This is a genomic window from Streptomyces sp. NPDC042346 (assembly GCF_055581845.1).
Genome location: NZ_JBVJEH010000007.1, coordinates 236621 through 258744, shown reverse-complemented (window position 1 = coordinate 258744; position 22124 = coordinate 236621). Strand labels below are relative to the sequence as shown.

Annotated in this window: 18 protein-coding genes; 12 read left to right on the top strand and 6 right to left on the bottom strand. The window is 73.7% G+C overall.

All coding sequences use genetic code 11. From position 1 onward, the window contains the following. The first annotated feature begins 324 nt into the window (after positions 1–324). Positions 325–2619: a glycosyl hydrolase family 18 protein gene (locus tag ACZ6K0_RS27340; RefSeq protein ID WP_469232392.1), complete on the top strand. Its 2295-nt coding sequence runs from the start codon at positions 325–327 to the stop codon at positions 2617–2619. An 86-nt stretch (positions 2620–2705) separates the two neighbouring features. Here the strand turns inward: ACZ6K0_RS27340 and ACZ6K0_RS27335 are convergent, their stop codons facing one another. Continuing rightward, entirely contained in the window at positions 2706–3224 is a 519-nt protein-coding gene (locus ACZ6K0_RS27335; RefSeq protein ID WP_469232394.1) for a hypothetical protein, read from the bottom strand. Between the two features lie 80 nt (positions 3225–3304). Further along, a complete protein-coding gene (locus ACZ6K0_RS27330) occupies positions 3305–3910 on the bottom strand; it encodes a TetR/AcrR family transcriptional regulator (RefSeq protein ID WP_469232396.1) in 606 nt (201 codons plus the stop codon). A 106-nt stretch (positions 3911–4016) separates the two neighbouring features. Between ACZ6K0_RS27330 and ACZ6K0_RS27325 the strand changes: the two genes are divergently transcribed. The 4 genes from ACZ6K0_RS27325 to ACZ6K0_RS27310 all read left to right on the top strand — a co-directional run bounded on the left by ACZ6K0_RS27325 (position 4017) and on the right by ACZ6K0_RS27310 (position 8334). After that, positions 4017–5006, top strand: coding sequence for an NADP-dependent oxidoreductase (locus ACZ6K0_RS27325; protein ID WP_469232398.1), 990 nt, complete (start codon positions 4017–4019; stop codon positions 5004–5006). Positions 5007–5038: 32 nt separating this feature from the next. Further along, the gene (locus ACZ6K0_RS27320) at positions 5039–5182 is read left to right on the top strand and encodes a hypothetical protein (RefSeq protein ID WP_469232399.1); all 144 of its coding nucleotides are present in this window, start codon (positions 5039–5041) and stop codon (positions 5180–5182) included. 133 nt (positions 5183–5315) lie between these two features. Beyond that, positions 5316–6050, top strand: a complete 735-nt coding sequence (locus ACZ6K0_RS27315; protein WP_469232401.1) for a translation initiation factor IF-2 — start codon at positions 5316–5318, stop codon at positions 6048–6050. A gap of 283 nt (positions 6051–6333) precedes the next feature. Then, positions 6334–8334 (top strand): choice-of-anchor A family protein, encoded by a 2001-nt coding sequence (locus tag ACZ6K0_RS27310; RefSeq protein ID WP_469232402.1) that lies wholly within the window; start codon positions 6334–6336, stop codon positions 8332–8334. A gap of 104 nt (positions 8335–8438) precedes the next feature. On the opposite strand, the gene ACZ6K0_RS27305 is transcribed toward ACZ6K0_RS27310, so the two are convergent. The 3 genes from ACZ6K0_RS27305 to ACZ6K0_RS27295 form a co-directional block, all read right to left on the bottom strand. Then, positions 8439–9449 (bottom strand): HEAT repeat domain-containing protein, encoded by a 1011-nt coding sequence (locus ACZ6K0_RS27305; RefSeq protein WP_469232404.1) that lies wholly within the window; start codon positions 9447–9449, stop codon positions 8439–8441. Between the two features lie 3 nt (positions 9450–9452). Beyond that, complete coding sequence (locus ACZ6K0_RS27300) at positions 9453–10163, bottom strand: HEAT repeat domain-containing protein (RefSeq protein WP_469232406.1); 711 nt, start codon at positions 10161–10163, stop codon at positions 9453–9455. A gap of 103 nt (positions 10164–10266) precedes the next feature. Beyond that, the gene (locus ACZ6K0_RS27295) at positions 10267–10842 is read right to left on the bottom strand and encodes a hypothetical protein (protein ID WP_469232408.1); all 576 of its coding nucleotides are present in this window, start codon (positions 10840–10842) and stop codon (positions 10267–10269) included. Positions 10843–11091: 249 nt separating this feature from the next. Here ACZ6K0_RS27295 and ACZ6K0_RS27290 point away from each other — a divergent pair, with 249 nt between their 5' ends. The 6 genes from ACZ6K0_RS27290 to ACZ6K0_RS27265 all read left to right on the top strand — a co-directional run bounded on the left by ACZ6K0_RS27290 (position 11092) and on the right by ACZ6K0_RS27265 (position 17964). Next, positions 11092–12051: a serine/threonine dehydratase gene (locus tag ACZ6K0_RS27290; RefSeq protein WP_469232409.1), complete on the top strand. Its 960-nt coding sequence runs from the start codon at positions 11092–11094 to the stop codon at positions 12049–12051. An 89-nt stretch (positions 12052–12140) separates the two neighbouring features. Further along, positions 12141–13223: a magnesium and cobalt transport protein CorA gene (locus ACZ6K0_RS27285; protein WP_376397273.1), complete on the top strand. Its 1083-nt coding sequence runs from the start codon at positions 12141–12143 to the stop codon at positions 13221–13223. Positions 13224–13306: 83 nt separating this feature from the next. Beyond that, positions 13307–14602, top strand: coding sequence for an SUKH-4 family immunity protein (locus ACZ6K0_RS27280; protein ID WP_469232411.1), 1296 nt, complete (start codon positions 13307–13309; stop codon positions 14600–14602). A 173-nt stretch (positions 14603–14775) separates the two neighbouring features. Continuing rightward, the gene (locus tag ACZ6K0_RS27275; protein WP_469232413.1) at positions 14776–15255 is read left to right on the top strand and encodes an Lrp/AsnC family transcriptional regulator; all 480 of its coding nucleotides are present in this window, start codon (positions 14776–14778) and stop codon (positions 15253–15255) included. A gap of 116 nt (positions 15256–15371) precedes the next feature. Then, a complete protein-coding gene (locus tag ACZ6K0_RS27270; protein WP_376396647.1) occupies positions 15372–15767 on the top strand; it encodes a TOBE domain-containing protein in 396 nt (131 codons plus the stop codon). Positions 15768–15939: 172 nt separating this feature from the next. Next, positions 15940–17964, top strand: coding sequence for an ABC transporter permease (locus tag ACZ6K0_RS27265; RefSeq protein ID WP_469232415.1), 2025 nt, complete (start codon positions 15940–15942; stop codon positions 17962–17964). A gap of 68 nt (positions 17965–18032) precedes the next feature. Here ACZ6K0_RS27265 and ACZ6K0_RS27260 read toward each other — a convergent pair whose 3' ends face one another. Continuing rightward, positions 18033–20096: a SpoIIE family protein phosphatase gene (locus ACZ6K0_RS27260; protein WP_469232417.1), complete on the bottom strand. Its 2064-nt coding sequence runs from the start codon at positions 20094–20096 to the stop codon at positions 18033–18035. Positions 20097–20339: 243 nt separating this feature from the next. On the opposite strand from ACZ6K0_RS27260, the gene ACZ6K0_RS27255 reads away from it, so the two are divergent. Next, positions 20340–22091 carry a hypothetical protein gene (locus tag ACZ6K0_RS27255; RefSeq protein ID WP_469232419.1) on the top strand — a complete coding sequence of 584 codons (1752 nt, stop codon included), beginning with the start codon at positions 20340–20342 and terminating at the stop codon, positions 22089–22091. Positions 22092–22124 lie beyond the last annotated feature (33 nt).

Here is a 22124-nt window from a genome sequence, read left to right as displayed (position 1 = left end):
CCCGGCCGTCCGGTCCTGGGGACCCGGGCGGCCGGGCCGGTGACGGCGCACCTGATGCGGTCCGCCGTTCGTGCGCACGGTCCAGCGCGGTGGAACCGCGCGGTACGTCCCGGCCCACACCGGAGGCGTCCCGCGCTCACTCCACGGTGGACTGGACCACTGCGGCCGTCAACCCCGGACGCATCCGGCATTGACCGATTGGTCCATACCAACTACCTTCCGATTGGCCCCAGTTCGGCGACCCCACAGGTTCCACGCCGCCGCCGAGGCCGCACACGGTCCCGCGACGCTCCCCGTCCACCCCATCGCGTCAGGGAGAACACGTTGAGAAGACCCTTACTCGGTCACGGCAGACTGCTCGTGCTGCTGGCCGCCCTGCTGCTCCTGCCCCTGAGCGTGCTCACCGGCCTCGCCCCGCGGGCGCACGCGGCCGCCGGTGCCACCGCCACCTTCACCAGCCAGGACAACGGCAGCTGGTGGAAGGGCACGTACGTCCTCCGCAACAACTCGGCCGCCGCGCTCACCGGATGGACCCTGGAGTTCGACCTCCCGGCCGGCGTGACCATCAGCGGCCACTACAACGGCGAAGCGACCGTCAACGGCCGCCACGTCACCGTCCGCAACGCCTACTACAACGGCACCGTCGCGGCCGGCGGAACCACCGAGCCGTACAGCTACTGGTTCGTCGCCAGCGGTCCGATCGGCACCCCCACCGGCTGCACCGCCAACGGCGCCAAGTGCGACGGCAGCCCCGACAAGCCGCCCACCGCCCCCGGCACCCCCCGGGCCACCGGCGTCACCGCGCGCACCGTGTCGCTGGACTGGACCGCCGCGACGGCCGGCGACTACCCGGTCACCTCGTACGAGGTCGTGAGCAACGGCGCCGTGGTGGCCACCAGCACCTCCACCTCCGCCGTCGTGGAACGGCTCACCCCGGCCACCCCGTACACCTTCACCGTCCGCGCCAAGGACACCCGCGGCAACACCGGCCCGGCGAGCGCCCCGGTGACGGCGACCACCACGGACCCGGCGAGCGACCCTCAGCCGCCCACCGCGCCCGGCAACCCGCGCTCCACGGGCAAGACCCCGACCACCGTCACCCTCGCCTGGGACGCGGCGACCGACAACATCGGCGTCGTGGCCTACGACATCTACCGGGGCGCCACGCTCTACCGCACGGTCGACGCCGCCACCCGCACGCTCACCGTGAGCGGACTCTCCCCGCTCACCCCGTACACCTTCACGGTCAAGGCGCGCGACGCGGCGGACAACTCCTCCCCCGCCTCCGCCCCGGTCACCGTCACCACCGACGACCTGGCGGCCGGCAAGCACCTGCGGGTCGGCTACTTCGCCCAGTGGGGCATCTACGGGCGCCAGTACTTCGTGAAGAACCTCGACACCTCGGGCAGCGCCGCCAAGCTCGACGTGATCAACTACGCCTTCGAGAACATCGACCCGGTCAACCTGACCTGCCTGTCCGGTGTCACCAAGGGCGTCTCCGGCAACCCCCAGGATCCCGACCAGGGAACGGGCGCCGGTGACGCGGACGCCGACTACGGCCGGCCCTTCTCCGCCGCCCAGTCCGTCGACGGGGTCGCGGACACCGGCTGGGAGAAGCTGCGCGGCAACTTCAACCAGCTGAGGAAGCTCAAGGCCAAGCACCCCCACCTCAAGGTCGTGGTCTCGCTCGGCGGCTGGACGTACTCGAAGTTCTTCTCCGACGCGGCCGCCACCCCGGCCTCCCGGGAGAAGTTCGTCCGCTCCTGCGTCGACGTCTGGATCAAGGGCAACCTTCCCGTCTACAACGCCGCAGGCGGCGAGGGATCGGCGGCCGGGATCTTCGACGGCATCGACCTCGACTGGGAGTGGCCCGGCTCTCCCGACGGCCACCCGGGCAACCACTACAGCGCCCAGGACAAGGCCAACAACACCGCGCTCATCCACGAGTTCCGCAAGCAGCTCGACGAACTGGGCGGCGGGCACAAGCTCCTCACCGCCTTCACCCCCGCCGACCCCGTGAAGATCGCCCAGGGCTGGGAGCTGGACAAGATCTTCACCTCCATGGACTTCGCCAACGTGCAGGGGTACGACTTCCACGGCGCAGGCAGCGACAACTCCTGGGAGCCGAACCGCGTCGGCCACCAGGGGAACCTCTACACCGACGCCCAGGACCCGTACGGCTTCCACTTCAGCATCGAGAACGCGGTCAAGCCGTACATCGACGCAGGCGTCCCGCCCCGCAAGCTCAACATCGGTCTGCCGTTCTACGGCCGCGGCTGGCAGAACGTCACCGACGGCGGAGTCCACGGGGAATGGCAGTCGGCCGGCGGCGCCGCGCCCGGACAGTTCGCGGAGGAGGCCGGCATACGGGGCTACTCGAACCTCCTCGCGTCCGTGCCCGGAATGACCGTGTACCACGACGAGCAGTCGGTCTCGACGTACGGCTACACCGGCCCCGGCGGCCAGTGGTGGTCCTTCGACGACTCCTGGTCCATCGGGAAGAAGACCGCCTGGCTGCGGTCGAAGGGCCTGCTCGGCGTCTTCGTCTGGGAGATGTCGGGCGACACGTCGAACGGGTCGCTGATGACGGCGATCGACAACGGCCTCACGCTCGGCTGACCCCCGTCCCCGGTGCCGGGCGCGCTCCACGCGTCCGGCACCTCGGCGACCCGATGCGGACGCCGAGCCCCCATCCGCTCCCGGGATCACGGGAAGTACAGGGCGGCCTTCTCCAGCACATGGCCCGTGAACATGCCGCCCCAGACGACCCTGCCCCGGTACATCGTGGTCCGCACGGCGCCCGGGCCGGTCTCGACCGTGAGGGGGCGGCTGATCAGCGTCGTGTCGAGGATCCGGGCGTCCTGAGCCGCCCACTGGGCCGCCTCGGGCCGGACCCGCGCGCTCACGAGGGCGGGGAGCACGAGTGCCGCGTTACGGGCGCCGGGTATGCCGCCGCGCAGACTCTTGGCGTAGCGCATGGCCCACGTGGTGAACTCCCCCAGGGTGGCGGCGTCGATCTCGGGGACGGCGGCCGCGAAGACGAACAGTTCGGCCTTCGTCCCGAACCAGCGGACCTTGCGGTCGGCGCGGCAGCCGGTCACCACCCGGTGGTCGTTCCACTGCGGCAGGGTCACGGTGCAGCCGTCGGCGGTCAGCCGCTCGTGGAGCGCCGTGAGGTAGGTGGCCGCCGCGTCGGCGGTCGGTTCGGTCGCATGCGGGTTCATGCGGTGATCCTCCAACACCCTTGGCAGGCAAGGGAAGAGGAGTAGAGGAGACCGCCCGTCCTCCGACCGGTGCGTGCGGATCAGTCCCGATCGGATCGCGGCCTCAGCCCGTCCATCGTCAAGCGGAAGAGGTGCTCCTGGCGTTCGGCGAGCGTCGGGGCCTGGTCGGCGATCCAGCTGAGGGCATTGGCCAGCGCGAACAGGTCGATCGGTGCCACGTCCGGCCGGATCACCCCCGACCCCTGAGCCGCCTCAAGCAGTCTGCCGCCTGCCTGGCGCATCGTCAGACAGTCGGCGTGCAGGGGTGATTGAGGATCGTTCAGGGTGGCCATGAGGGCCGCCGGCAGGCCCTGATAGGCGCCCGCGCCGAGGGTGAACTCGTAGAGCCACTCGGCCAGCGCGCGCTCGGGCGGGGCGGTGGCGGCGAGCGCGTCCGCCCGTTCGGCGAGGTGGGTGAAACGCCGGTGCAGCAGGGCCTCCAGCAGGGCCTCCCGGTTCGCGAAGTGCCGGTAGAGCGTGCCGAGGCCGACGCCGGCGCGCCGGGCGATGTCCCGCAGGGAGGCCTGGGTCCCCTGCTCCGCGATGACCTCCGCCGCCACCTCCAGGACGCGGTCACGGTTGCGCTGCGCGTCGGTGCGCGGTGCGCGCGGCGCGCGCGCTGTGCCGGAATGTGATTCAACAGGCATACGAGACCTCGCCTTTGACAAACGGAGCACTGCTCCGTTTATCTGTTCCGGAACAGTGCTCCGGATTCTATCCGGGCTGCACCGCCATGCGATCTTTGGGGGAGACATGGGTACAGCGACGATGCGAGCCGTCCGGCTGCACGCCTTCGGCGGGCCGGAGAACCTGGTCTACGAAGAGGTGGCCCGGCCCGTGCCCGGACCGGGTGAGGTGCTGGTGCGGGTCCACGCGGCGGGGGTCAACCCGCCGGACCGGTACGCGCGGCGCGGCTTCCGGGACTTCCCGGCCGAGCTCCGTCCGCACTGGACCCCGCCGCTCATCCTCGGCAGCGACATCTCCGGCGTCGTCACGGCCCTCGGCCCGGACGTCACCGAATGGCAGCCCGGCGACGAGGTGTTCGGCCTGGTCAACTTCCCCGGCCGCGCATCCGGCTACGCCGAGTACGCGGTCTCGCCCGCCGCCCACCTGGCCCCCAAGCCGGCGACCCTGGGACATGTGGAGGCCGCCGCCGTGCCGATGGCCGGGCTCACGGCCTACCAGTTCGTCTTCACCCATCTGCGCGGCCGTACCGGCTCCACCGTCCTGATCAACGGAGCGGCGGGCGGAGTCGGCCACTTCGCGGCGCAGCTCGTCCGGGTGGCCGGCGCGAAGGAGGTCATCGCGGTCGCCTCCGGACGGCACGAGGAGTTCCTGCTCGGCCTGGGCGTGGACCGGTTCGTCGACTACACCCGCACACCCGCCGAGGAGGCCGTCCACGACGCCGATCTGTTGATCGACACGGTCGGCGGCCCGGACGCGCACCGCCTGCTGGCCACCGTCCGGCGCGGCGGCCGGATCGCCCCCGTCTTCCTGGGCGACTACCACCGCGAGCGCGCGGCCGAACTCGGGATCGCCCTCAACGACACCATGTGGCAGGTCCGTTCGAGCGGTTCGGACCTCGCCGAGCTGGCGGCCCTCCTCGACAGCGGTCAGGTGAACGTCCACATCGACAGCGTCTTCCCCCTGCGCGACGCCGCCGCCGCCCACGCCCGCGCCGACCGGGGCCACCTCCAGGGCAAGATCGTCCTGAGCGTCGAGGGCGGGCCCACTGGCGGGTGAAGATACGGGACCGTCCGGACGACCGACACGTCGTGCGCCGCTCCCGGGACTTCGACAGGGGCCAGGTGCTGGACATCGAGGAGATCGTCAACGAGGCCGAGATCCCCTTCGACGGTACGTTCTCGATGCAGGCCACCCTGTTGCAGGGCAACGTGTGGGCCGTGAGCCCACGTTAGGCGCCCGCGTCCGGCCCGCCGCCCAACGGCCGCCCCTCCCGTCCGCGCGCCGCGTCGGCTGAGTACGATCGCCCACGCCGATCCGAGTACGCGTACGGTCGCCCGCCGCGCGCGGCGCCGGAAGGGTGGACGCATGCGCCGACTCCCGCTGCTCGCCCCGCTGTTGCTGCTCACCGTCGGCTGCGGGGTGATGCAGTCCTCCAACGGCGAGGCGACGGACGCCGCGCGGGAGGTGGCCAGGAAGGCGGGCGAGCGCCTCTACGGCCAGCGTCCGCGCACGGCGGAGGAAGTCGGGCGCTCCGCTTCCGTCATCGACGGGGTCGAGGTACTGCGGGTGACGGGTACCTCGACACACGACGGGGACGGGGTCGACGTCGTCGTCCGTACGTCCGGCTCGGCGTACAGCGAGTGGTTCGACCTCGACGAGATCACCGTGGTGCGCTGCTTCACGGTGCGGGTGTCGCCGACGTCGGAGTGGGGTGAGGATCCCCGTGACGTGGACTGCCCCGAGGGCCCTCCGCCGACCTTCGCCCCGGCACCCGAACCGCCCCGGCTGCCGTACGAGGAGCTCCGCGCGAAGCTTCCCCAGGTCCCGGAGGGCGGCCGGGTCGACGAGGCCGGGGTACGCCGTGCGCTCGCCGCCCTGGACCTGGATCCGGCGATCCGTACCGAGGTGAAGGCGGCCGGCGGCCGGGTCGGCGTCCTCCTGTCGGTGAAGGGCAACGGCTTCGACCCGCAGGACTGCGTACTGGCCCGCGTGAGCCCGGGCGCCACCGAGGTGTGGGTGCCGTCCCGGATCCAGCGGATGCCCGGAGAGGGCGGCTGCGGCATCAGCAACGCTCTGGACCCGATGCCGGCACCGCACTGAACGGGGCGGCCGCCCGGCGCCGGGGCAGGACGACGACCGCCACGACCGCCACGAGCACGAAGAGGGCGGCGGTGACGGCCAGGCTGAGGGCGTAGCCGGCGTTGAGCGCGGCTGCGGCTCTTCCGGCTTCGACGGCGGCTTCACCTGCGGATTCGGATGCGTACGCATGCTTGCGCCGACCGGCGGGTCGCCGTCACGCCTGACGGTGAGCGTGGTCGCCGGAAGGCCCAACGCCGGGTCGCCTCGCGTGGTGGGGGTGGCCGCGCCCTCACAGACTCCGTCCATGAGAAACCCCACGACCGGCCGGTCCCGGGCACGCGCGCGAACGCGCGTGAAGTCCGCCGGACTCGCCTGTGCCGCCGCCCTGGCGGCCGTCCCCGTCCTCGTGCTCGGCCCGGGCGCGGCCCCGGCGACGGCCGCGCCCCTCCCGGGCGGACTCGGCCCCTGTGTGCCCGGCGACTGCCCCGACCCGTTCCCCGGCGCCGACAACGGGGACATCGCGGGCCGCGACAACGCGATCAACGTCTTCGTCGGCAACGACTTCCTCGTGCGCGGCGCCGCCGCCGAGGCCGAGGGCCGGGTCGTCGTCCTCGACGACTTCGACATGAACAAGGACCCGCAGGCCGGCGGGAACTACAACATCGGCGAGGCCGGCGTCGGCTCCCGCGTGCCGCCGCCCGTCGGAGCGGACTGGCTGACCACCGGCGGCGACATCTCCGTGGCCGCGAACCAGCAGGTGCTGGCCGAGGCCGGCGTCGTACGGTACGCCGGTACGCTGACCGGCGACGTCGAGGCCACCCGCGTCCAGGACGACGCGGCAGCCGCCCCGTACACGGCCCTCAGGGACCAGCTCACCACGGCGAGCCGGTGCTACGCCCGTGTCGACGGCGTCCCGAGGACGCCCACCGGCACGGCCGAGAACCAGGGCGGGCAGACGCTGTTCACGGGTGACGGAACCTCCGCGCTCCAGGTCTTCAACGCGAACTTCAACCTGACCGGGCCGACCGGCGGCCAGCAGGGCATCGTCTTCGCGAACATCCCCGACGCCGCGACGATCCTCGTCAACGTCACGGGCGGCCCCGAGCGGGCGCTCAACACGTACAGCGGTGGCATCGACGACACGACCGACCCGCTCAACGCCTACCGCGAGCGGCTCCTGTGGAACTTCCCCGACGCGACCACGGTGACCCTGAGCGGAACGGGTCAGTTCCAGGGCAGTTTCCTCATGGGCGAGCAGGCCTCGACGACCACCGTCACCCTGCCGGGCGTCAACGGACGCTTCTTCACCACCGGATCGCTCACCCACACGAGCTCCGCCACGGGCGGCGGCGGCCAGGAGTTCCACGCCTACCCCTTCAACGGCGACCTCCCGGACTGCGGAACCCCGACACCCACCACCGGTGCGGTGAAGGTGCTCAAGACGGACTCCGAGACGGGCGCGGCACTGCCGGGCGCGTCGTTCCAGCTGTGGAAGGAGACCAACGGCACGGCGGACCTGCAGACCGGCGGGACGACTCCCGACACGAAGGTCGGGGCCGTCTGCACCACCGTGGCGGACGGCGCGTGCTCCCGGACGGTGGAGACCGGAACGTACTACTGGCAGGAGACGGCAGCCCCGACCGGATACGAGCTCCCTGACCCGGCCGTCTTCGGCCCCCTGGCCCTGACCGTCGACAACGCCGCCGCAGGTGTGACGGTCACCGCCGCCAACAGCCGCACCCCGGTGCCGCCCGTCGACGGCTCCATCAAGATCGCCAAGGTGGACGCCAAGACCGGAGAGCCGCTGCGCGGAGCGGTGTTCGAGCTGTGGGAGGAGACCAACAGCACCCCCGGCCTCCAGACCATCGGCATCAACGCCGACACCCGTGTCGGGACGACCTGCACCACCGGCGTCCAGGGCTCGTGTTCCTTCGACGACCTGGACCAGGGCACGTACTACCTGGTGGAGACGGACGTCCCCGACGGGTACGCCCTGCCCGACAACCCGGTCTCCGGCCCGTACGTCATCGACGCGGACCACGAGAACGTGACCGCCAGGCTGACCAACAGCCGTGCCGAGCACTGTGACGACACGGGCTACGGCGGCGACGGCTCGTGCGGCGACACCGGCTACGGCGATACGGGCTATGGCGACGCGGGCTATGGCGGCACAGGCCACGGCGACCACGGCTCGTACGACGCAACGGGTTACGGCCACCTGGGCTTTGGCGACCTCGGCCTCGGCGACCTGGGCCTCGGCGACCTGGTCCCCGGCTACTACCAGCGTCTGACCGAAGGCGTCTGACCGAAGGCGTCCGACCGCCCGTACCCGATGCCCCTCGTGGTGTGACCGCCGTGTCAGCGGCAGTCACACCACGAGGGCGTTTCCGCGTGAGCCGGCCCCCCGGCTCATCGGGAGCGGGCGGCGCGCAGTTCGAGGAGGTACGTCGCGGTCAGGGCGACGGCACGGTCCTCGTCTTCCGACAGCTCCGCGAGGGCACGGGCCGTGGTGGTTCCCGGGATGTCCGCGAGCGCCTCGGTCAGCCGGCGGCGGGCCGGCGACGTCACGGTGTCGTGGGCCAGGCGGTCGACGAGCCCGGTGGCGATCCGCTCCGCCCACGCGGGACGGCTCGCCAGCGCGCTCAGCGCGTCGGCGGCCGCGACGTCGTTCGTGCCCGCGACGATCATGTCGATGAGCGTCGGGACCGCCTCGGCCCCGCCGTTCGCCCCGAGTGCCAGCGCCGCGTACCCGCGCACCACGACGTCGGGGTGCGCGAGAGCGTCCCGCAGCAGCGCCGTCGCCTCGCCGTGCGGAAGCTCGGCGATGGACTGGACGGCGCGTTTCCGTACGTCGGCCGCGGGCGAGTCGAGGCCCTCCGCCAGCAGCGCGAGGCCGCCGTCGCCCGTCTGCGCCAGAGCCCATCGAAGGGCACCGGCGACGACCGGGTCCGCCTCGCTCAGTGCCGCCTCGACCAGTGCCTCCACCGGTACGGGAACCTCGTCGACCGAGGACAGGGCAGCGCGCTGGCGCGTCCTCGGGCTCTTCGACCCCAGCGCCTGGAGGAGCGCGACGACCTGGAGGACGTCCTCCCAGCCGGTCGGCTCGGCGGCACCGATCCGGCTGAGCCGCGTGAGCAGCTCCGTCTCTCGCGCGATCCGTTCCCGTGTCTCGCGGATGAGGTCGTCGACGAGGTCCGATGGCCTGAAGCCGGGGTCGTCGAGCGCGCGGCTGACGTCCCGCAGCGACAGCCCCAGGGACCGCAGGCTCTCGATGTGGAAGATGCGCCGGATGTCCTCGCCCGAGTACTCCCGATAGCCGCCGTCGGTACGGCCCGTCGGTCGCACCAGGCCCAGCGAGTCGTAATGCCTGAGCATGCGCGCGCTGACGCCGGACAGTCGTGCCACCTCACCGATCAACACTCTCTATGACTCCTCTGGCTCCTCTGACGCCTCAGGGCCGGTCGTGCCCAGGACCACGATGCGCTTCGCCTCCTCGATCGCGAACTCGAACCCGGCATCCGGGTCGCGCAACAGCCGTTCCGTGGCGATCGCGTGGTGCCGTACGTGCGGGACGGCATCCGGCGTCATCGCGGCGCGCAGCATCGGCACGATCACCTCACCGAGCGCGATCAGCGACCTGCTCAGGCTCAACTGCGTCTCCCGCCCCCCACGACCGAGCTGTGTCGCCAGCACTCCGGCCAACTCGGGTTCCTCCTCCTCGGGCACGAGGACGATCGCGGCCCGCCAGGCGGTCCGTGCCACCTCGTCGTCGGCGTCGGTCAGCAGCTCCCGTGTGAGCGCCGGCCATGCCTGCCGATCCCCGATCTTGGACAGGGTGTGCAGGGCCTGGCTCCGTGCCTGGGCACGCTCCGAGCGGAGCTCCTGGAGCAGCACGGGGACCGTCATCGCCGCCGAGTGGCGGGTGAGCGCCCACGTCAGCATGTCGCGGACGAGGAATTCGGGCTCGACCGCGCAGCGTTCGACGAGCCTGTCGATGCACCGCGGGTCGGGGGTCGTACCGACCGCCAGCGCCGCCTGCAGCCGCACCGACGAGTTGCCGTTCTCCAGCGCCTGGAGAGCTCGCATCGTGTTCGTGTTCGCGTTCGTGTTCGTGTCCTGTTTCGGCATGGTCATCGGGACACCACCTCCTTGGCCCCAGTGAAGACGTTGTCACGGTGTCAAGGTCAAGCGCGGCGGTCCGGACGCCGGTGGTGACGCCGGAGGTGACGCCTGCCGGTCAGCGTCCGTACATGCTGCGGCACAGGTCGGCGGCGCCCATCGGGGCGTCGATGGTCTGGGCCTGGCGGCAGAGCGTACGCATCTCGGGGGTCTGACCGGTCGCCGGCCGACGGGGGTGGGGAGCCGGTCGTTCCACGGAGCGGGGTTTCGGGTTCGGGTTCGGGTTCGGGACGACCGTCCTCCGGGTGGGCCTCTCCACCGGGGCGGGCCTCTCCACCGGGGCCGGCTCCGTAGCGCGGCGCGGATTCTTCCGTGGTGTCGCGCCGCGAGCGGGGCCCGGAGTGTCCGGTCGCCGGGCCCTGCGGTCCGTGGCCGGGGCGCGCTGTGCGGGGGCGGCCTTGGTGGGCGGGTGCGCCGGGCGCGGCTCGGTGGGCGTGAGGTTCTCCCGGGGCGGGGCCTGGGTGGGCTCCGGCCAGGTCGGGAGTGCGGTCGGCCGGCGTTCGGCGGCGGGTGCGAGCTCGGCGGGCCGGGCCGGGGCGCTCGGGCCCCGGGCCTCGGGGACGGCCACGCATCCGGTGGTTCCGGCGGTGAGGAGCGCGGCGAGGAGAGCGACCATCGCTCGGCGGGTGTTCATGGGCCTCACGCTGCCCGAGCCGAGACGGGGCCCGCCCGCCGCGCGGGCCCGATCCACCGTGACGAGTGACGGGGGCGCGTGGCGGGTGACGCGGTGGGGGTGCGTGAGGGATGACGGGCTACGGACTACGGGCCACGAGTCGCCGGTGACGCGCTGCCGGTGAGAGTCACGAGCGGCGTCGAGGTAGGTTCGAGGGACGTCCAGCGGGGTCCGCGAGCGCCCCGGCCGAGCACCCCGCAGGAGCACCACGTGCACTCCCTCGTCTACGACGACATCACGACCGCCGCCGACCGCGTCGCCGGTCATGTCCGGCCCGTCGCCCTCGCAGGGCCCACGGAGCCCGGCGGGGTGCACCTCGCGCTGGAGCTGATGCAGCACACCGGCTCGTTCAAGGCACGCGGCGCGCAGAACTTCCTGCTCGCCCACCGTGAGGCCGGCACCCTCCCCGACGCCGGGGTCACGATCGCCTCCGGCGGGAACGCCGGTCTCGCCTGCGCCTGGGCCGCCGCCCGCCAGGGCGTCCCCGCCACCGTCTTCCTGCCGACCACCGCGCCCCGGGTGAAGGTGGCCCGCCTCCGCGCGTACGGCGCGGACGTCCGCCTGGTCGGTACGGAGTACGCCGAGGCCCTCGCCGCCTGCGAGGAGTTCGCCCGGACGACCGGGGCGCTCGCCTCGCACGCGTACGACCATCCGCTGATCGCCGCCGGAGCGGGCACCCTGCTCGACGAGATCCGCCGGCAGGTCCCCGGGCTCGACACCGTCGTCGTCGCGGTCGGCGGCGGCGGTCTCTTCGCCGGGGTCGCCACCGCGGCCCGGCACCACGGCATCCGCACCGTCGCCGTCGAGCCCGAGAACTGCCGTGCCCTCGACGCCGCCCTCCGGGCCGGCCGGCCGGTCGACGTCACGGTCGACTCCGTCGCCGCCGACTCCCTCGGGGCCCGCCGCGTCTCCGCCACGGCCGTGGAGGCGGCGCGGCACGACGGCGTCCGCTCCGTCCTCGTCCCCGACGCCGCGATCGTCCGCACCCGGCAGACGCTGTGGGACGACCGCCGGCTCGCCGTCGAGCACGCCGCCGCCACCGCCCTGGCCGCCGTGACCCACCACGAGCAGGACGCAGCCGGCGCCGGATACCGCGCCGCGCCCGGCGAGACGGTCTGCGTCGTCCTCTGCGGCGCCAACACCGATCCGACGGACCTCGTGGCCCCGTAGGGGGTGTTCTCGCGGGACGGGCACTCGCGGTCGCGTCGCCGCCGGTGGCACACTGGCGCGTCGATCCGCCGAAGGAGCACGTCGTGTCCATGATCCAGCGTCTGCGCAGAGCCGTCCGTCTGACGTACCGGCGTGCCGTGGACCTCAGCCACCCGGCCCGCTCCCCGCTCGGCAGCGCGGTCGTCAACTGCGTGGTCTACATCGACGGCGTACGGCGGAGCGGGCGCGGGTCGGCCGAGGAGGCCCTGCGGCAGGTCCGCAAGGCGGGCGACGGCTTCGTCTGGATCGGTCTGCACGAGCCGGACGAGAAGGAGTTCACGGGTCTCGCCGAGCTCTTCGGGCTCCACCCGCTGGCCGTGGAGGACGCGGTCAACGCCCATCAGCGGCCCAAGGTCGAGGAGTACGACGGCGTGCTGTTCGCCGTCTTCAAGACCGTCCACTACGTCGAGCACGAGGAACTCACCGCCACCAGCGAGGTCGTGGACTCGGGCGAGCTGATGGCCTTCGTCGGGCCCGACTTCGTCATCACCATCCGGCACGGCGGCCACGGCTCCCTCGGTCCGCTGCGCGAGGCCCTGGAGGACCTGCCCGAGCAGTTGGCCAAGGGGCCCTCCGCCGTGCTGCACGCGATGGCGGACCACGTCGTCGACGACTACCTCGCCGTCGCGGACGCCGTGCAGGACGACCTCGACGCGATCGAGAGCGCGGTCTTCTCCGAGCAGGCGGACCGGCGGGACGCCGGCCGGATCTACCAGCTCAAGCGCGAACTCCTCGAACTCAAGCGGGCCGTGACGCCGCTGGGCAGGCCGCTCCAGCACCTCGCCACCCACCCGATGCCGCTGATCGACCCGGACATCAGGGCGTACTTCCGCGACGTGGCCGACCATCTCGCCCGCGTCACCGAGCAGGTCACCTCCTTCGACGCCCTGCTCGACTCGATCCTCCAGGCCCATCTCGCGCAGGTGACGGTCGCCCAGAACGAGGACATGCGCAAGATCACCGCCTGGGCGGCGATCGTCGCCGTGCCGACCATGGTCTGCGGCGTCTACGGCATGAACTTCGAGCACATGCCCGAGCTGCGCTGGACCTACGGCTACCCGCTGGTCCTCTGCGTCATCGCCCTCTCCTGTGTCGTCATCCACCGGGGCTTCCGCCGCAACGGCTGGCTCTGACCGACGACTTACGCCTGACGCGTGACGGCCGACGTGCCGGGGGCGCGGCGATCACCGCTCCCGGCCTCTGGCACCCTGCTCGGATGACCGACCGAGACTTCTGTTCCCTCCTGGACGACCCCGCCCTCGTCCTCCGCCACGACCGCGCCGAGCTGCGCGCCCGGCTGGCCGCCCTGCCCGAAGGGCTCGGCGGTGTGGGCCGCGAGGTGTTCACCCAGGCCGAGGCCGTGTTCGGCGGCGCCCGCGTGCCCGCTGCCGAGTTCGCCTCGTGGCTGCATTTCGCGGCGACCGTCCTGGGCCACCACGCGTACGCGGAGCGGGTGGCCGCCGCCGAACCCGGGCTGCCCTGGCGGACGGTGTGGGCGTGGTGGCGGCCGGTCGGCGCGTACGAGGCCGAGCCGAACCTGAGCGGCGACCGTTCGGCCGAGGTGTACGAGACCGAGGGCGGGCCGCTCGTGAAGGTGTGGGCCCTGTGGTGCGAGGACACCTGGTTCGACCTGGCGACCGGTGAGCGGCGCGCCGCCCCGGCCGACGGTGCCGCCGAGCCCCTCGACGACGCGTACCCGGACGAGCCCTGGCTGTTCGACGGGGACACGGACGGGCCGTCGCCGCGCTGTCCGGAGGGCTGGGAGGAACCGCTGGCGGTGGGCGAGTGCCGGTACCTCTTCCTCGACGCGCGCGGGGTGGTGCTCGTGGAGGAGAACGAGAAGGGCGAGCGGGCGGACGACCGGTCGGCGGACGGAGCGGAGCCTTCCCGGTGGACGTCGCCGGGCGACGACGGGCCCTGGTTCGTGCCCAGGGACGGCGCCGGCGCGCGGGACGGCAGCGGGCCGCTCACCGCGGACCGCCTCGACGGCGTGTTCGGGACCGGCCGGGTCGTCCGCGTCCCGGCCGCCGAGCTCCCCGAGGCCCTCACGCACGCGCCGACCCGGACACTGCTGAGCGGGGTCGGACTGCCCCGCTTCTGGGCCGCGGGCGTCACCTCCTTCGCGGTGGACGAGGAGCTGCTGGGCCCCGGTCCCGAAGGACTGCTGCGCATCGGCGAGTTCGACCTCGGCTACTGCGATCCGGGCGAGGTCTTCGTCCACCCGGTCAGCGGCGCGGTCGCCCTGCGGCAGCCCGACGGCAGCCACGGCCCGGGCGGGGACGCCGCGTTCCCCCTCGTACGCGATCTGGAGGCGTTCGTCCGGTTCCTGGAGGGCGTGCGCCGTCACATGGGCGCCTGCTGGGACCCGTACCCCGGTGAGGAGGGCGCGGAGACGTTCCTGCGGGCGATGGCCGCCGTGGACGCCGAGGCGCTGGCGGAGGACGCGCCCGGCGCGGAGGTCTGGGGGCACCTCTTCGCCTCCATCACCGAGCTCGGCGTCGACGGCTACTAGGGGGTGTCTTGTCGATCACGCCGCGAGCCCGGCCTGATCGGCAAAACACCCCCTAGGCCACGCCCGCCCGAGGGTGCGCCCCGGGCCTGGCGGCGCGTCCCCGCAGGCCAGGCCCTGGGTAGAGTCGAGAACCGGACATCCCGACCCCTGGGAGCGAAGGAGGCCGACCGGCCATGGCGGTGGACGAACTCGACACCCGCATCCTGCGGCTCCTCATCGAGCAGCCGCGGACGAGCGTCCGTGAGTACGCGCGGATCCTGGGTGTGGCGCGGGGCACCGTGCAGGCGCGGATCGACCGCCTGGAGCGGGACGGGGTGATCACGGCGACCGGCCCCGTCCTCTCCCCCGCCGCCCTGGGGCATCCGGTGCTGGCCTTCGTCCACGTCGAGGTGACACAGGGCCATCTCGACGAGGTCGGTGACGCGCTCGCGGGCGTCCCGGAGATCGTGGAGGCCTTCTCGATCACCGGCGGCGGGGATCTGCTGACCCGGGTGGTGGCCCGGGACGCCGGACACCTGGAGGACGTCATCCAGCGGCTGCTCCAGCTGCCGGGGGTGGTCCGCACCCGGACCGAGATCGCACTGCGCGAGCGCGTGCCGCACCGGCTGCTGCCGCTGGTCGAGGCGGTCGGGCGCCGGTCGGGAACCTCCTGAACGGACGGCACCCGAGCCTCGTGGCCTTGTCGATTCCTCCAACGAGGCTGGCGAATGCGCCGAGATGCGCCTCCGTACGTTGTAGGTAGGAGGTCGCACGACCTAACGTGGCGCACATGCAGTCCTACACCATCGGGCAGGCGGCGCGTCTCCTGGGCGTCAGCCCCGACACGGCACGCCGCTGGGCCGACGCGGGCCGGGTCGCGACCCAGCGCGACGAGAGCGGCCGACGGCTCATCGACGGCCGCGACCTGGCCGCCTTCTCGATCGAGATCGCCCAGAGCGGCACGGGCGACGAGGACGACTCGTACACCTCGGCGCGCAACGCCTTCCCGGGGATCGTGACCGCCGTGAAGCTCGGCGACATCGCCGCGCAGGTCGAGATCCAGGCGGGCCCGCACCGCCTCGTGTCCCTCCTCACCCGCGAGGCGGTCGAGGAGCTGGGGCTCGAGGTCGGCATGCAGGCCACCGCCCGGGTGAAGTCGACCAGCGTCCACATCGACCGGGCCTGATCCGCAGCGACCGCGCGTGAACCGCACCGAGCTCGGGTGATCCGCGCCTGATCCACCGTCTTCCGGGGCGCCCTCCTCCCGCACCGGCCGGAGCCCCGGAACTCACCGTGGGGGCTGTCCGCTTCCGGAGGGACGGACAGCCCCCACCTCCGCCAGCTTCCAGGGAACACCGATGAAACGCCTCCGCGTCCGCCCCTCCGGTCAGGGCCCGCGCACGCCCGTCGTCCTCGCCGTCCCCGCGGTGCTCGCCGTGGCGCTCCTGGTGCTGCCCCTCGTCGGTGTCCTGGTCCGCACCGAGTGGGGTGCCTTCGGCGCGCACCTGACGGATCCCGGCACCGTGCAGGCCCTGAAGCTGTCGCTGGTCGTCTCCTTCTGGGCGCTCGGTCTGTCGCTGCTGCTCGGGGTCCCGCTGGCCTGGCTGCTCGCGCGGGTGCCGTTCCGCGGCAAGGCGATCGTCCGCTCCCTCGTCCTGCTGCCGATGGTGCTGCCGCCGACCGTCGGCGGTGTGGCGCTGCTGCTCGCGTTCGGGCGGCGCGGGCTCCTGGGGCCCTGGCTGGAGTCGACGTTCGGCATCACGTTCCCCTTCCACACCTCGGGCGCGGTCCTCGCCGCGACCTTCGTGGCGATGCCGTTCCTCGTGATCAGCCTGGAGGGGGCGCTCGGCGGACTGCGTCCCCGGTACGAGGAGACGGCGGCCTCCCTCGGCGCCTCGCCGATACGGGTCTTCTTCACCGTCACCCTGCCGATGGTCGCCCCGGGGCTGCTCGCGGGCGCCGCGCTCACCTGGGCCAGGGCGCTGGGCGAGTTCGGTGCCACGATCACCTTCGCCGGCAACCTCCCCGGCACCACCCAGACCCTGCCGCTCCACGTGTACCTGCTGCTCCAGGAGGAGCCCGAGGCCGCGACCTCCGTCTCGCTGCTGCTGCTCGCCATCGCCATGGGCGTGCTCGTCGCCCTGCGCGGCCGCTGGACCGGCACACCGGCATCGGCGCCCCGACGGACCGCTCCCGTCCCGGACCCCGCGTCCGAGCCCGGGTCCGGGGCCGGGGCCGGGTTCGGGGCCGGGGCCGGGGCCGAGCCTGCGTCCGGTCCTGGCCCCGAGTCAGGTCCTGGCCCCGACTCCGGTTCTGCCCCCGAGTCCGGTTCTGAGCCGGCCGGTGGGCGCTGGGCGTTGCGGGCCGAGGTCGACGGGTTCACCGCACTGACGCTGGACGCCGAGCCCGGCACCACCATCGCCGTCGTCGGCCCCAACGGCGCCGGGAAGACGACGCTGCTCCGGGCCCTCCTCGGCCTCACCCCCCGCGCCCACGCCGCGCTGCGGCTCGGCGACACCGACGTGACCGGCCTGCCTCCGCACCGGCGCCGGGTGGCGTGGGTGCCGCAGGACGGCGCGCTGTTCCCGCACCTGTCGGCGCTTTCGAACACCGCGTACGGCCTGCGGGCGCACGGCGTTCCGCGCGCCGAGGCGCGGCGGACCGCCCAGACCTGGCTCGACCGGCTCGGCGTGGGGCAGCTGGCGCACCGCCGCCCCGCGCAGCTGTCCGGCGGCCAGGCCCAGCGGGTCGCCCTCGCCCGCGCGCTGGCCGCCCGGCCCCGGCTGCTGCTCCTCGACGAGCCGCTCGCCGCGCTGGACCAGACGACCCGGGCCCATGTGCGGCACACCCTGCGCAGCCACCTCGCCGGGTTCGGCGGGGTCTGTCTGATCGTCACCCACGACCCGGTGGAGGCCGTGTCCCTGGCCGACCGGGTCCTCGTCCTGGAGGAGGGGCGCACCCTCCAGGACGCCTCCCCCGGCGAGGTGTCGCGCCACCCCCGCTCGCCGTGGGTCGCCAGGATGCTGGGCAGCAACGCGTGGCCGGGGGCCGCGAGCGCCGAGGGTCTCGCGCTCGACGGGGGCGGCGCCCTGGTGGCGGCCGAGCCGCCGCCGCCCGGCACGCGGGCGCTCGCGATCATCGCGCCCGAGGCGGTGTCGGTGCACCGCGAGAAGCCGGGCGGCAGTCCCCGTAACGTCTGGCCCGGAACCGTACGGGAGATCACGGCGAGCGGCAGCCGGCTGCGGGTCCTGGTGACCTCCGACCGGGCCCCGGACCTCGTCGCCGAGATCACCCCGCAGGCGGCGGCCGAGCTGGGACTCGCGGACGGCGTGCCGGTCTGGACGGGCGTCAAGGCGACCGAGGTGACCGTCGTGACGCTCTGAGCGGCGGCGGTTCGGCGGGGTGGGGTGGGGTGGGGTGGGGTGACGGAAACAACCCCGGCGCCGCGACCTCAGCGGATGGTGCGCGTGCGGGCCATGAGGATCGCCACGTCGTCCAGCGCCGGTCCGACGAGGAGTCGTGCGAGGACCTCGTCGCACAGGACGTCCAGCGGCCGGTCCAGGTCCCGGAGCGCCTGGGCGAGCTGGCCCATCCCCTCGTCGAGGTCCCGGTCGCGGGCCTCGATGAGGCCGTCCGTGTAGAGGACGAGCAGGCCGCCCTCGGGCAGGGCGACCTCCTCCGTGCCGAAGTCGCGGGCCCCCGTGCCCAGGGGGGTGCCGGGCGGGCCTTCGAGGAAGGTGATGGTGCCGTCCGGGGTGGCCAGCGCGGGTGGCGGGTGCCCGGCGCGGGCGATGGTCCACCCTCCGGTCGCGGGGTCGTGGACCGCGTACACGCACGTGGCCATCTCGTCCTCGCCGAGATCGGCCACGACGGCGTCCAGTGAGCTCAGCATCTTGGCCGGGGCGATGTCGTGGCGGGCCAGGGTGCGTACGGCGGTGCGCAGCTGGCCCATGACGGCCGCCGCGTGGATGCCGTGGCCCATGACGTCACCGATGACCAGGGCCGTCCTGCCGCCGGGGAGGGCGATGACGTCGAACCAGTCGCCGCCGACGTCATGGGCGCTCGCGGGCAGGTAGCGGCCGGTGAGTTCCAGTCCGGTGACGGCGGGCAGCGCGCTGTTGGTGAGGCTGCGCTGGAGGGTGAGGGCCGCCTCCCGCTGGGTCGTGTAGAGGCGGGCGTTGTCGATGTTGAGGGCGGCGCGGGCCACGACCTCGTCGATCAGGACGCAGTCCTGTAGGTCGAAGGGCTCGCGGGTCCGCAGCCGCGTCACGGTGACCGCGCCGAGCACCTTGCCCCGGGCCACCAGGGGGACGAGGCGCGCCGAGCCGATGCGGGTCGCGAAGTAGGTGCGGAGCGCCTCGGTGCGCGGGTCGGTGAAGAGCGCCGGGAGGTCGGAGGTGTAGAGGTTCGTGGGTCTCCCGCTGGCGACGACCCGCTCGTACACGGAGTCCAGCGGGAGCTGGAAGGTCTGGCCCGCCGTGAGCAGGGACGTGGGGGCGGTCGGGTCGGGGAAGCCGGCCGCGAGGCGGCGCAGCACTCCGCGCGTGGAGCCGGCCGGGTCGTCCGGTTCGAGGACCGCTTCCAGCATCTGTACGTCGGCGGAGTCGGCGAGCTGGGGCACGAGGAAGCGCACCACCTCGTCGGCCGTCTGCCCCAGGTCGAGGGTCGTGCCGATGCGGGCACCGGCCTCGGCGAGCAGGGCGAAGCGGTGCCGGGCCCGCTCGACCTCGATGTGCGCCTCCTGGCTCTCGGTGATGTCGACGAGGGAGGCGATGAGCCCGAGGGTCTTTTCGGAACGGTCGCTGAGCGGCGCGTACGAGCAGGACCAGATGTGGTCGCGGTCGGGGTCGGCGGGCGTGCGGCCCACCCTGCGGGCGTCGACGACGGCGGTCCCGCTGTCGAGGACCTCGCGCATCAGGGATTCGAGCGAGTCGGCGTTGACGCCGGGCACGACCTCGGTGAGCAGGCGGCCGACGTGGGAGGCGGCGGAGACGCCGTTCATCCGGGCGAGGGCGTCGTTGACGCGGAGGAAGCGCAGGTCGGGGCCGAGGAGGGCGAGGCCGATGGGTGACTGGGTGAAGAGGCTCTCCATCGCCGCGAGGTTCTCCCGCATGCGCAGGACCTCGGAGGTCTCCACCGCGATGAGCATGGCCCCGGGGCGGCCCTCCGGGTCGGCGGCGGGCACGATCCACATCTCCATGGCGATGGTGTGGCCGTCGCGGTGGCGGACGGGGAGCGTGCCGACCATCGTCTCGCCCGACTGGACGCGCTGGGTGAGCCGGGCGGCCAGGTCGAGGTTGGCGTTCGGGACGAGGAGCGGCGTGGCGAGCCGCCCGAGCACGTGTTCGGGCCGGTGGCCGAGCAGGTCCTGGGCGGCGAGGGACCATTCGACGATGCGCCCCTCGGCGTCCTCCCGCCAGAGGGCGATGGGCAGCAGCTCGCGGAGCACGCCCGCGTCCCCGACGGCCGCTCGCGGCGGCTGCGGAACCCTGCTCGACGACTGATGAGTCTCCACGCATGACCTACGCATCGGCCTGGCCCCAGAGGGCGCAATCCCTACCGAATCACCCTATCCGAGTCGCTGACGGCGGGCCCTGCGCAGTACGGCCGTCCGATTCCGTAGTTCTACGGATGTGCGGACGGCCGGCGTCTGCGAGAGTCGGCGTGACCTCCGTGTATGCGCATCCAGTGACATCGCGCCTGCATGTACGCGCGCACGCGCGCCGCCGTTCCGTCTCCCGTTCCCGGAGTACCTCGCATGACCAGCCGCCCGTCCGACGCGCGCCCGTACGACCGGGGGTCCGGCGGCCGCGAGCCCGAGGACGCGCACGCCCTGCTGGACCGGGCCCGGCGGCTCTCCGCGGCCGACGGGCACCCCGCGGCCGGCGGGGCCTGGGAGCGGGCCGCGACCGCCCTGCGGCGCGCGGGCGGGGCCATCACGCCCCGGGACCACGCCGACGCGCTGGACGCGACCGCACTCGACTGCCGGGGCGGAGCACGACCCGCCGCCGAAACCCTCTTCTCGCGCGCCGCCGACCTGCACGAACGGTCCGGCCAGCTCGGCAAGGCGCTCATCTCACGGGCCCGGGCGCTCGTCACCGGCCTGGAAGCGGGGGCGACGGCCTCCGCCGGACTCGCGGAGCTCTGCGAGCGCGCCGCCCACCTGCACGCGGCCGGCCGCGCCACCGTCGCCCAGACCGCGACGGTCCGCCTCCTGCGTTGCCGGGCCCGCGCCGACCTCCTCGACACCGCGTCCGACCCGGCGGCCGAGGCCGCCGCCCTGCGCGAGGACCTCTCCCGGCTCGTCGCCTTCACCGCGCCGCACCGGGCGGACCCCGCCGTCCTCGGCCCCCTCGCCGACTCCCGCGCGCTCCTCGGGCGGGTCACCGCGCCCGACGACCCGGCTGCGGCCCTCGCCCACCTGCGGGCGGCGATCGCGGACCACGGCGTCTCGGGGCGGCCCTGGCCGCCCACGGAGGCCGAGCTGCTGCTCGCCGGGGTGCTCCGGGCGACCGGCGCGCCGGCGGAGGCCGCCGCCGTGCTCCGTACCGCCGTCGGCTCCGGCGAGGAGAACGCCCTGCTCCGGGCCGCCGACCGGGCCCGCCTCCGCCTCGCACTCGCCCGGACGCTCCAGGGACCGGAGGCCGCCGACTGGCCGGGGGCGACCGACTGGCCGAGGGTGACCGGCCGGCCGGAGACAACCGACGGGCCGCGGATGGCCGAGAGGCCGGGCGGCGACGAGGTGGTGTCGCTCCTCGCCGAGGCCGTCCGCCTGTCCGATCGCTCCGGCGAGGATCCCCGCCTGGGCGTCCTCGCCCGGCTGCGCCTCGGCTCCGCCCACGCGGCACGCGGCCGGTGGCAGGAGGCCGCCACCGTCCTGGAGGAGGTCCTGGCCGGGCCGGCGCGGGACGGGGACGAGGCGGCTCGCGTACGGGCCAGGGCCTGGCTCGCCCTCTGCGCGCTGCGCCTGGGCGAACCCGAACGGGCCGCGCGGCAGTACGCGCTCGCGGCGGCCGAGGCCCGGCTCCGGGCCGACCGCCGCCACGGCGCGGCCCTGAGCCACCGCGCCGCGCACGCCCTCGGCATCGCCGGGGCGCCGGAGAAGGCGGCCCGGGCCTACGAACGCGCCGCCGACCTGTGGCGTTCGGCCGGCGACCACACCGCCGCGGCCCACTCCCTGCGCGCGCGGGCCCGGCAGGTGCGGACGGCCTGGGGTGCGGCGAGGGCCGAAGTGGTCCTGGAGGAGGCCCTCCGGGAGGCCCAGCGCGGCCTGCGCGGCGTGCCGGCGCCGGCGGAGCGCGACCGGCTGCGCGCCGAACTCGTACGGATCCGCGAGGAACTGACGGATCTCCTCGATCCCTGTGCCGCCGTCGGCGACCCCGGCGAGGATGACGACACCGGCCCCGGGCTGTGGCTGCCACCGGATCCGTACGAAGTGTCAGGGCACTACCAGGTGAACGTGTACGGCGACGTGGGCGGGGCCGGTCACCGGCCACCACCGCTCCGATGACCCGAGTACAGGGGTGCGTGTGAGCAGAGTGAT

Excerpts from the sequence above, each read along its gene's own strand:
- ACZ6K0_RS27280 (WP_469232411.1), top strand. The coding sequence starts at position 13,307 with ATGACCGACCGAGACTTCTGTTCCCTCCTGGACGACCCCGCCCTCGTC.
- ACZ6K0_RS27315 (WP_469232401.1), top strand. The coding sequence starts at position 5,316 with ATGCGCCGACTCCCGCTGCTCGCCCCGCTGTTGCTGCTCACCGTCGGC.
- ACZ6K0_RS27255 (WP_469232419.1), top strand. The coding sequence starts at position 20,340 with ATGACCAGCCGCCCGTCCGACGCGCGCCCGTACGACCGGGGGTCCGGC.
- ACZ6K0_RS27285 (WP_376397273.1), top strand. The coding sequence starts at position 12,141 with ATGATCCAGCGTCTGCGCAGAGCCGTCCGTCTGACGTACCGGCGTGCC.
- ACZ6K0_RS27270 (WP_376396647.1), top strand. The coding sequence starts at position 15,372 with ATGCAGTCCTACACCATCGGGCAGGCGGCGCGTCTCCTGGGCGTCAGC.
- ACZ6K0_RS27275 (WP_469232413.1), top strand. The coding sequence starts at position 14,776 with ATGGCGGTGGACGAACTCGACACCCGCATCCTGCGGCTCCTCATCGAG.
- ACZ6K0_RS27325 (WP_469232398.1), top strand. The coding sequence starts at position 4,017 with ATGGGTACAGCGACGATGCGAGCCGTCCGGCTGCACGCCTTCGGCGGG.
- ACZ6K0_RS27330 (WP_469232396.1), bottom strand. The coding sequence starts at position 3,910 with ATGCCTGTTGAATCACATTCCGGCACAGCGCGCGCGCCGCGCGCACCG.
- ACZ6K0_RS27335 (WP_469232394.1), bottom strand. The coding sequence starts at position 3,224 with ATGAACCCGCATGCGACCGAACCGACCGCCGACGCGGCGGCCACCTAC.
- ACZ6K0_RS27295 (WP_469232408.1), bottom strand. The coding sequence starts at position 10,842 with ATGAACACCCGCCGAGCGATGGTCGCTCTCCTCGCCGCGCTCCTCACC.
- ACZ6K0_RS27300 (WP_469232406.1), bottom strand. The coding sequence starts at position 10,163 with ATGACCATGCCGAAACAGGACACGAACACGAACGCGAACACGAACACG.
- ACZ6K0_RS27265 (WP_469232415.1), top strand. The coding sequence starts at position 15,940 with ATGAAACGCCTCCGCGTCCGCCCCTCCGGTCAGGGCCCGCGCACGCCC.
- ACZ6K0_RS27310 (WP_469232402.1), top strand. The coding sequence starts at position 6,334 with ATGAGAAACCCCACGACCGGCCGGTCCCGGGCACGCGCGCGAACGCGC.